The sequence below is a fragment of the Streptomyces sp. NPDC057638 genome, from assembly GCF_042800315.1.
GTDB lineage: Bacteria > Actinomycetota > Actinomycetes > Streptomycetales > Streptomycetaceae > Streptomyces.
In genome coordinates, this window is the sequence record NZ_JBHVHF010000180.1 from 1 (window position 1) to 8342 (window position 8342).

Here is an 8342-nt window from a genome sequence, read left to right on the forward strand (position 1 = left end):
CTCGTGGTGAGGGGGCTCCGCCGCGCTGTGACGCGGGGGAGGCGGGGGTGGCCGGGGTGGTGTGCGCGCCGCGCGGTCGTCCCCGTGAACCCGGTGAACCCGTCACATGAAGGTCCGGGAACCTGCGATCATGAGCGGCGCCCTTCCTCCCGTACCCGCGCGCCATCGCCGGGCGTCGCCGTCCGACCGCCGTCCGTGATCGCCTCGGGGAACGGGTCACCGTCCGGCCACCCTCGTGTCCCGCCCCGGCCCCCGCCCAGTCACCGCACGGCAATTCCGCCGGGCTTTGAGCCGCCGGGACCGGAGCTTGACCGACTCCCGGGCGAACCTGGGGCGGAAGCTGCGTATGGTGAGACAGGACCAGGAAGGGGAGCCGGGCGGATGGACGCGAAGGACGGCAAGGACCCGAAGGAGACCGAACGTCTTCGGGTGGGCGCCGCCGTGCGCAGGCGCCGTCGGTCACTGGATCTCACCCTCGCCGCCGTGGCGCGGCGCAGCGGTCTCTCGGTGCCCTTCCTCAGTCAGATCGAGAACGAACGCGCACGTCCCAGCGACCGCTCCCTGGAACGGGTCGCCGAGGCCCTGGAGACCACGGCGGGACGGCTCATCGCCGCCTCCGACGCGGCCCGGACCATCGCCGTGGTGCGCGCCGAGGGCGTCACGACCGCCGAGGGCGCCGACGGGACCGCCGAGGGCGCGCTCTCCTTGGAGCCGCGCGCCCGCCGTCTGGTCCACGGCCGCCACCAGTTGGAGGCCCTGGAGTTCACCGGGGAGTACGACACGGGTGGCGAGTTCCAGCACCGCAACGACGAACTGATGTACGTCGCGGACGGTGCCGTCGAGGTCGAGGCCGAGGGGCGCGCCCACCGGCTCGGCCGGGGCGACACCCTGTTCCTCTCCGGCGGGGTGCGCCACCGCTGGCGGGTCACGGTCCCGGAGACCCGGGTCGTGGTCGTCACCGTGGCCGACCATGTCGAGCCCTCCGTGGGCGGCGGGTGAGGGCGACGGCCCGATGAGGGGCGTCCCGTGCTGAGGGTGGTCTCGCTCGTCCCCTCGCTCACCGAGGCCGTCGCCGCCACGGCGCCGGAGCTGCTGGTGGGTGTCACCGACTGGTGTACGCATCCGTCCGGCCTCGGCGCCGCCCGGGTCGGCGGCACCAAGAACCCGGATGTGGCCGCCGTGCTGGCGCTCCGCCCCGATCTGGTGATCGCCAACGAGGAGGAGAACCGCGAGCCCGATCTCGCCGCCCTCCGCGCCGCAGGCACCGAGGTCCTGGTCACCGAGGTGCGCTCGCTGGAGCAGGGACTGGAGGAGCTGGAACGGCTGCTGGTGGGCGCCTGCGGACTGCGCCGCCCCCGCTGGCTGGACGAGGCCGCCGACGCCTGGTCGCGGGTGCGGCCGCTGCCGGAGGTGCCCGCCGTGGTCCCGGTCTGGCGGCGGCCGTGGATGGTCCTCGGGCGGGACACCTTCGCCGGTGACCTGCTGTCCCGGCTCGGGGTGCGGAACGTGTACGCGGAGGACCGCGAGCGCTACCCGCGCGTTCCCCTGGACGCGCTGCGCGCCGGGGGCGCCCGGCTCGTCGTCCTGCCCGACGAGCCGTACCGCTTCACCGCCACCGATGGGCCTGAGGCGTTCCCGGAGCTGCCCGCCGCCCTGGTCAGCGGTCGCCATCTCACCTGGTACGGCCCCTCGCTGACCGAGGCACCCGCCGTCCTGTCCGCCGCCCTGCGCGCCGCGCTCGGCTGACCGCGCCCCAGGTTCCGTACGGAGCCGTACGTGTACGGGGGCGCGGCGGGTGTCAGGAGGCCGCCGCCACCAGGGCGCGCGTCACCCGGAGGTCCTGGCCCATCTCCGGGTGCCACTGCACGCCGAGCACCCAGCCGTCGCTCCCCTCAGCCGTCTCGACCGCCTCCACCGTGCCGTCCTCCGCGTACGCCGAGGCGACCAGCGGCCCGGCGAGCCGGTCCACCGCCTGGTGGTGGTAGGTGGGGACCCCGGTCTCCTCGGGGACGATCGCCGCGTACCGGGTGCCGGGGACCGGCTTGACCCGGTGGGTGCCCAGCACCCCCGCACCGCCGGTGTGGCCGTCGAGATGCTGCTGGAGGGTGCCGCCGAGGGCGACGTTCAGCAGCTGCATGCCCCGGCAGATCCCCAGCAGCGGGGTGTCCGTCGCCAGGGCCGCGTGGATCAGCGCCAGCTCCCAGGTGTCGCGTTCCGGGGCGGCGGGCCCGGTGCGCGGGTCGCGGTCCGCTCCGTACCGTACGGGGTCGACATCGGCGCCGCCCGCGACGATCAGGCCGTCCAGCCGGGAGACGGCCGCCCGCGCGGACGCGGGGTCCGGGTCGGGCGGCAGCATCACGGCCAGGCCGCCCGCGCGCTGGACCAGGGCGGGGTAGGCGGCGGGCAGCAGCGCGGCGGGGAGCTGCCACACACCCCAACTGGCCTGGTCGAGATAGGTCGTGACGCCGATGAGCGGCTTGGGCACGGTGACTCCGTTACGGGTGTGGACGCGGGGGTCCGGGTCCTTCGGACGACGGTGGCTCAGGAGCGGCCGAGTTCGGCCTCGGCCGCCGCCAGCGCGGCGAACTCCTCCTCCGGGGCCCGGGCCACCAGATGGTGGCGACTGTAGAGCGCGAAGTAGGCGAGGGCGACGGCGTACACACCCAGGGCGATGAACGCGGCCTCCCGGTCCACCAGGAAGGTCGCCACCAGGGCGAAGAGCGCGAGGACGAAGGCGACGGACGAGGTCAGCGCGCCACCGGGGGTGCGGTACGGACGGGGAAGCTCAGGTTCGCGGCGGCGGAGCACGATATGGGAGAGCGCCATCAGGGCGTAGCTGATGGTGGCGCCGAACACGGCCATGTTCAGCATCCGCGCGCCGTCGCCGGTCGAGGCGGCCAGCGCGAAGCCGATCGCGCCGGGGATCAGCAGCCCGAGATAGGGCGACTTGCGGCGGCTGGTCAGGGAGAGGAAGCGGGGCAGATAGCCCGCGCGGGAGAGCGCGAAGAGCTGCCGGGAGCCCGCGTAGATCAGCGAGAAGAAGGAGGCCACCAGGCCCGCCAGCCCGGCGTAGTTGACGAAGCGGCTCAGCGCGGTGGGCTCACCGCCTCCCTCCAGGGCGACCACCAGCGGGTTCCCCGCCTCCTGGATGGCGGCCGAGCCCCGGGCGCCGCTCGCGGCGAGGAAGGTGACCACGGCCAGCACCACCAGCACGGCCAGGGAGGTGGCGAGCGCCTTCGGCATCGAGCGCACCGGGTCCTTCGCCTCCTCGGCGGCCAGCGGCACGCCCTCGACCCCGAGGAAGAACCACATGCCGAACGGGAACGCGGCCCAGATGCCGAGCAGTCCGAACGGCAGCCAGGAGCTGGCGCCGAACGCGTTCTGGTCCACCGGGATGTCGTTCAGCCCGTCCGCGCTGAACTCGGTGAAGGCGCCCACCGCGAAGATCAGCAGCGCGGCGACGGCGACGGCCGTCACCACCAGGCTGAAGCGCAGGGCCTCGCCGACGCCCCAGAGGTGGATGCCGATGAAGAGCGCGAAGCAGACGAGGTAGACCGGCCACCCCGACTCCAGGCCGAAGAGCCGCAGCGACTCGACGTAGTCGCCGATGAAGATGGAGATGGCGGCGGGCGCCAGCACGTACTCGATCAGGATCGCCGTGCCCGTCAGGAAGCCGCCCCAGGTACCCAGCGCCCGGCGGGCGAAGCCGTAGCCGCCGCCCGCCGTGGGGAGGATCGCGGAGAGTTCGGCGAGCGCGAAGACCAGACAGGCGTACATCACGCCCATCAGCAGCATGGCGATGGCCAGACCGCCGAAACCGCCCTCGGACAGACCGATGTTCCAGCCGGAGAAGTCACCGGAGACCACATAGGCCACCCCGAGGCCGGTGAGCAGCAGCCAGCCGGCGCTGCCCTGGCGCAGGGTGCGGCGGCGCAGATAGGCCGCGCCGGGATCCGCCGCGCCGGGATCGGGGGCGCCGGGGCCACCGGAGGTGGTGGGGGGCTCCGCTGGGTGCTGGGTGATGCCTTCGGCCATGGGACGCTCCTGGCGTTCAAAGGTTTGTGCGGACACCTTTGCGGTAGCGGTGGGGAGCGCGCAAGACCTTGGAGGCATGGCTTTCCCGGCGCGCACCGGGCGGCGGGCGCGGCGGTGGGGCGCGCCTCGCTCGGCCGGTGCGGCGGTGCGGCGGTGCGGCGGTGCGGCGGTGCGGCGGTGCGGCGGTGCGGGAGTGTCGTGTGGCGGTAGGGGAGGGCCGAGCGCCGCAGGCCGGGGCGGGCCCGGGTGCGGGCGCCCGGCGGGTGGGTGCGCGCCGCGCTGTGTGGCGTACGCGGTGCGGTGCGATGCCCCGTCGTGCGGCTGCGGTGCGCGTCGCCCCTGGGCCCGCCGCCGTCAGCGCAGAAAGCCGCGGAGCAGGGCGGCCGTCCCGTCGCAGTGCTCGCGCATCACCTCGCGCGCCCCCTCCGCGTCCCGGTCCAGCACCGCCTCCACCAGTGCCGTGTGCTGGTCCTGCGAGTGCTCCAGGTTCCGCACCAGCAGCGGTATGCGGTCCAGCAGATCGTTGAGGGTGGCGCGGACGCCCGCGTACCCCGCGGCGAGGCTCGGTGAGCCGGACAGCTCCGCCAGGGTCAGATGGAGCAGCGTGTCATGGCGGCGGTACTCCGTCAGCGGGGCGTCATGCGTGGCCGCGAGCGCCGCGCGCAGCTTCCGCGCGCCCTCGGCGGAGAGACCGTGTGTGGCGCACAGGCCCGCCGCGCCCACCTCCAGGACCTCGCGGAAACGCAGGGTGTCCTCGATGTCCACCTCGGCGACGCGCCGTCGCAGCTCGTCCCCGCCGGGGTCGGGCACGCGGGGGCGCTCGCGCACGAAGGTGCCGCCGTAGCGGCCCCGGCGGCTCTCCACCAGCCCCTGGTCGGCCAGCACCTTGAGGACCTCGCGCAGGGTGACCCGGCTGATGCCCATCCGCTCGGCCAGCTCCCGCTCGGCGGGCAGCCGTCCGCCGTCCGGCACCAGACCCAGCCGCAGCAGCTGGAGGAGCTGTTCCAGCGCCTCCTCGAATCCGTTGCCCGCCCGCACCGGGCGCAGTACGGGCGCGAGCGGGTCGTCCGTGTCGCCAGGGTGCGCCGTGTTCGCGGGGCGTGGCGTGTCACCAGGGTGCGCCGTATCTCCGGCCCCCGCCGCGCCCCCATGCGCCCGCGCGCCCCCGGTGTCCCGCGCGCTCCCCGGCCTGGTCGCGTTCCCGGGCCTGGCCGCGCTCCCCGGTGCGGTCGGCGGCCCTCCCGTACTCCGTCCGCCCCGCGCCGCGTTCGCCTCGGGCTCCGGCGCCGGGCTCGCCCCCGCCTCTGTTGTCGCCACGTTGCCGTTCCCTCTTCCCAAGCAATGGTCTTCAGCAATACCTTATGGCTTCCGGATGACCCAAGGAGGCGCAATCCCGTGGCAGACCGCACACCTCCGCTCGGGGTCGAGGAGCTGCGTGCCCTCGTCTCCCGTGGTGAGATCGACACCGTGGTACTCGCCTTCCCCGATATGCAGGGGCGGCTCCAGGGGAAGCTGTTCGCGGCCCCCTTCTTCCTCGGCGAGGTCCTGGAGCACGGCGCCGAGGGGTGCAACTACCTGCTCGCCGTCGACACCGAGATGAACACCGTCGACGGCTACGCGATGTCCTCCTGGGAGAACGGCTACGGCGACTTCGCCCTCCGCCCCGACCTCGCCACCCTGCGGCGGATCCCCTGGCAGGAGGGGACCGCGCTGCTGATGGCCGATCTCGCCTGGGACGACGGGGCGCCCGTGGTCGCCGCGCCCCGCCAGATCCTGCGCCGCCAGCTGGACCGGCTCGCCGCCCTCGGCTACCGCGCCAACGTCGGCACCGAGCTGGAGTTCATCGTCTTCAAGGACACCTACGAGCAGGCGTGGGACCGCGACTACCGGGAGCTGACCCCGGCCAACCAGTACAACGTCGACTACTCCCTGCTCGGCAGCGGCCGCGTCGAACCCCTGCTGCGCCGTATCCGCAACGAGATGGCGGCCGCCGGACTCACGGTCGAGTCCGCCAAGGGGGAGTGCAACCCCGGCCAGCATGAGATCGCCTTCCGCTATGACGAGGCCCTGGTCACCTGCGACCACCACGCGATCTACAAGACCGGAGCCAAGGAGATCGCCGACCAGGAGGGCGTCTCCCTGACCTTCATGGCCAAGTACAACGAACGCGAGGGCAACTCCTGCCATATCCACCTCTCCCTCGCCGACGCCGACGGGCACAACGCCATGGCCGGGGACGGGGACGGCGGAATGTCCCCCCTGATGCGCCACTTCCTGGCCGGACAGCTCGCCGCCCTGCGCGACTTCTCCCTTCTCTACGCGCCCAACATCAACTCGTACAAGCGGTTCCAGCCCGGCTCCTTCGCCCCGACCGCCGTCGCCTGGGGGTACGACAACCGCAGCTGCGCGCTGCGCGTCGTCGGCCACGGCCGCTCGCTGCGGTTCGAGAACCGGGTCCCCGGCGGTGATGTCAATCCCTATCTGGCCGTCGCGGGGCTGATCGCCGCCGGACTGTACGGAGTCGAGAACCGGCTCGACCTGCCCGAGGAGTGTGTGGGCAGCGCCTACACCGCCGGACACGCCCGGGTGCCCGCCACCCTGCGGGAGGCGGCCGAACTGTGGGAGAACAGCCCCGTCGCCAAAGCGGCCTTCGGGGACGAGGTGGTCGATCACTACGCCAACATGGCGCGCGTGGAGCTCGCGGCGTTCGACGCGGCGGTGACCGACTGGGAGCTGCGCCGCTCTTTCGAGAGGCACTGACACCACCGCCCGGCCAGCCCCCTACCGTACGACCACCATCTGTGAGGAACGCCGTGTCCGACGCGTACCACCACGTCCTCAACCCCGCCACGGGCGAGGTGATCGAGACCGTCCCCGCGACCAGTGCCGACGAGGTCGGCGCGGCGGTGGCCCGTGCCGCCGTCGCCCAGCGGGCGTGGGCCGCGGCCGCCCCCGCCGACCGGGCCCGACTGCTGCGGCGGTTCGCCACCGTCGTCGACGAGCACATCGAGGAACTGGCCCGGCTGGAGGTCCGCGAGGCCGGCCACACCATCGGCAACGCCCGCTGGGAGGCGGGCAACGTCCGCGATCTGCTCGACTACGCCGCCGGGGGAGCGGAACGGCTCACCGGCCGGCAGATCCCGGTGGCGGGCGGGCTCGACATCACCTTCCTGGAGCCGCTGGGCGTCATCGGGGTGATCGCGCCCTGGAACTTCCCGATGCCGATCGCGGCCTGGGGCACCGCGCCCGCGCTCGCCGCGGGGAACGCGGTCCTGCTCAAGCCCGCCGAGACCACTCCGCTCACCGCCCTGCGCCTGGCCGCGCTGGCGCTGGAGGCGGGGCTGCCCGAACACCTCTTCCAGGTGCTGCCGGGCGCCGGGGACACCGCGGGCGCGGCCCTGGTGGAGCACCCGGGCGTCGCCAAGATCGTCTTCACCGGCTCCACCCGGGTCGGCAAGGGGATCATGGCGGCCTGCGCCCGCCAGGTGAAGCGGGTCACCCTCGAACTCGGCGGCAAGAGCCCCAATATCGTCTTCGCCGACGCCGATCTCGACGCCGCCGTCGCCGCCACCCCGATGTCCTTCCTCGACAACAGCGGCCAGGACTGCTGTGCCCGCAGCCGCATCCTGGTCGAGCGCCCGGTCTACGAGCGGTTCCTGGAGCTGCTCGCGCCCGCGATCACCTCCGTGGTGGTCGGCGACCCGGCCGATGAGAGGACCCAGATGGGGCCGCTGATCTCGCGGGCCCAGCTCGACCGGGTGCGCTCGTACGTCCCCGACACGCTGCCCGGCATCCGGGGCGGCGCGCCCGACGGCCCCGGCTTCTGGTTCCCGCCGACCGTCCTCACCGGGCTCGACCCGGACGCGCCCGCCGCCCGGGAGGAGATCTTCGGCCCGGTCGCCGCCGTCCTGCCCTTCGACGGGGAGGCGGAGGCGGTACGACTGGCCAACGCCACCGAGTACGGGCTCTCCGGCTCCGTGTGGACCCGGGACGTGGGCCGCGCCATCCGGGTCTCCCGCGCCGTCCAGGCGGGCAACCTCTCCGTCAACTCCCATTCCAGCGTCCGTTACGCGACCCCGTTCGGCGGCTACAAGCAGTCCGGCGTCGGCCGGGAACTGGGTCCCGACGCCCTCGCCGCTTTCACCGAGACCAAGAACGTCTTCTTCAGCACGGAGGCCTGAGCACCATGACCGAAACCCCTCTCTGCCGCCGCCTGGTGGGCCGTACCGCCGTCGTCACCGGCGCGGGCAGCGGCATCGGCCTGGCGACCGCGCGACGGCTCGCCGCCGAGGGCGCCGACGTCGTCT

Annotated in this window: 7 protein-coding genes and 1 pseudogene; 5 read left to right on the forward strand and 3 right to left on the reverse strand. The window is 73.7% G+C overall.

The features are described 5' to 3' along the window. The first annotated feature begins 381 nt into the window (after nucleotides 1-381). A complete protein-coding gene (locus tag ACFVIM_RS22650) occupies nucleotides 382-999 on the forward strand; it encodes a helix-turn-helix domain-containing protein (RefSeq protein WP_384304126.1) in 618 nt (205 codons plus the stop codon). A 30-nt stretch (nucleotides 1000-1029) separates the two neighbouring features. Beyond that, on the forward strand, nucleotides 1030-1746 hold the full coding sequence (locus ACFVIM_RS22655) for a helical backbone metal receptor (protein ID WP_384304162.1): 717 nt from the start codon (nucleotides 1030-1032) through the stop codon (nucleotides 1744-1746). A 52-nt stretch (nucleotides 1747-1798) separates the two neighbouring features. On the opposite strand, the gene ACFVIM_RS22660 is transcribed toward ACFVIM_RS22655, so the two are convergent. The 3 genes from ACFVIM_RS22660 to ACFVIM_RS22670 all read right to left on the reverse strand — a co-directional run bounded on the left by ACFVIM_RS22660 (nucleotide 1799) and on the right by ACFVIM_RS22670 (nucleotide 5082). Beyond that, the gene (locus ACFVIM_RS22660) at nucleotides 1799-2485 is read right to left on the reverse strand and encodes a gamma-glutamyl-gamma-aminobutyrate hydrolase family protein (protein ID WP_384304129.1); all 687 of its coding nucleotides are present in this window, start codon (nucleotides 2483-2485) and stop codon (nucleotides 1799-1801) included. 56 nt (nucleotides 2486-2541) lie between these two features. Then, complete coding sequence (gene eat, locus ACFVIM_RS22665; protein WP_384304132.1) at nucleotides 2542-4035, reverse strand: ethanolamine permease; 1494 nt, start codon at nucleotides 4033-4035, stop codon at nucleotides 2542-2544. Between the two features lie 354 nt (nucleotides 4036-4389). Further along, entirely contained in the window at nucleotides 4390-5082 is a 693-nt protein-coding gene (locus tag ACFVIM_RS22670; protein ID WP_384304165.1) for a FadR/GntR family transcriptional regulator, read from the reverse strand. A 348-nt stretch (nucleotides 5083-5430) separates the two neighbouring features. Between ACFVIM_RS22670 and ACFVIM_RS22675 the strand changes: the two genes are divergently transcribed. The 3 genes and pseudogenes from ACFVIM_RS22675 to ACFVIM_RS22685 form a co-directional block, all read left to right on the forward strand. Beyond that, nucleotides 5431-6795 (forward strand): glutamine synthetase family protein, encoded by a 1365-nt coding sequence (locus ACFVIM_RS22675; RefSeq protein ID WP_384304135.1) that lies wholly within the window; start codon nucleotides 5431-5433, stop codon nucleotides 6793-6795. A 53-nt stretch (nucleotides 6796-6848) separates the two neighbouring features. Next, the gene (locus tag ACFVIM_RS22680) at nucleotides 6849-8216 is read left to right on the forward strand and encodes an aldehyde dehydrogenase family protein (protein WP_384304138.1); all 1368 of its coding nucleotides are present in this window, start codon (nucleotides 6849-6851) and stop codon (nucleotides 8214-8216) included. 35 nt (nucleotides 8217-8251) lie between these two features. After that, nucleotides 8252-8342 (forward strand): annotated as a pseudogene (locus tag ACFVIM_RS22685) (SDR family NAD(P)-dependent oxidoreductase); the annotation flags it as partial.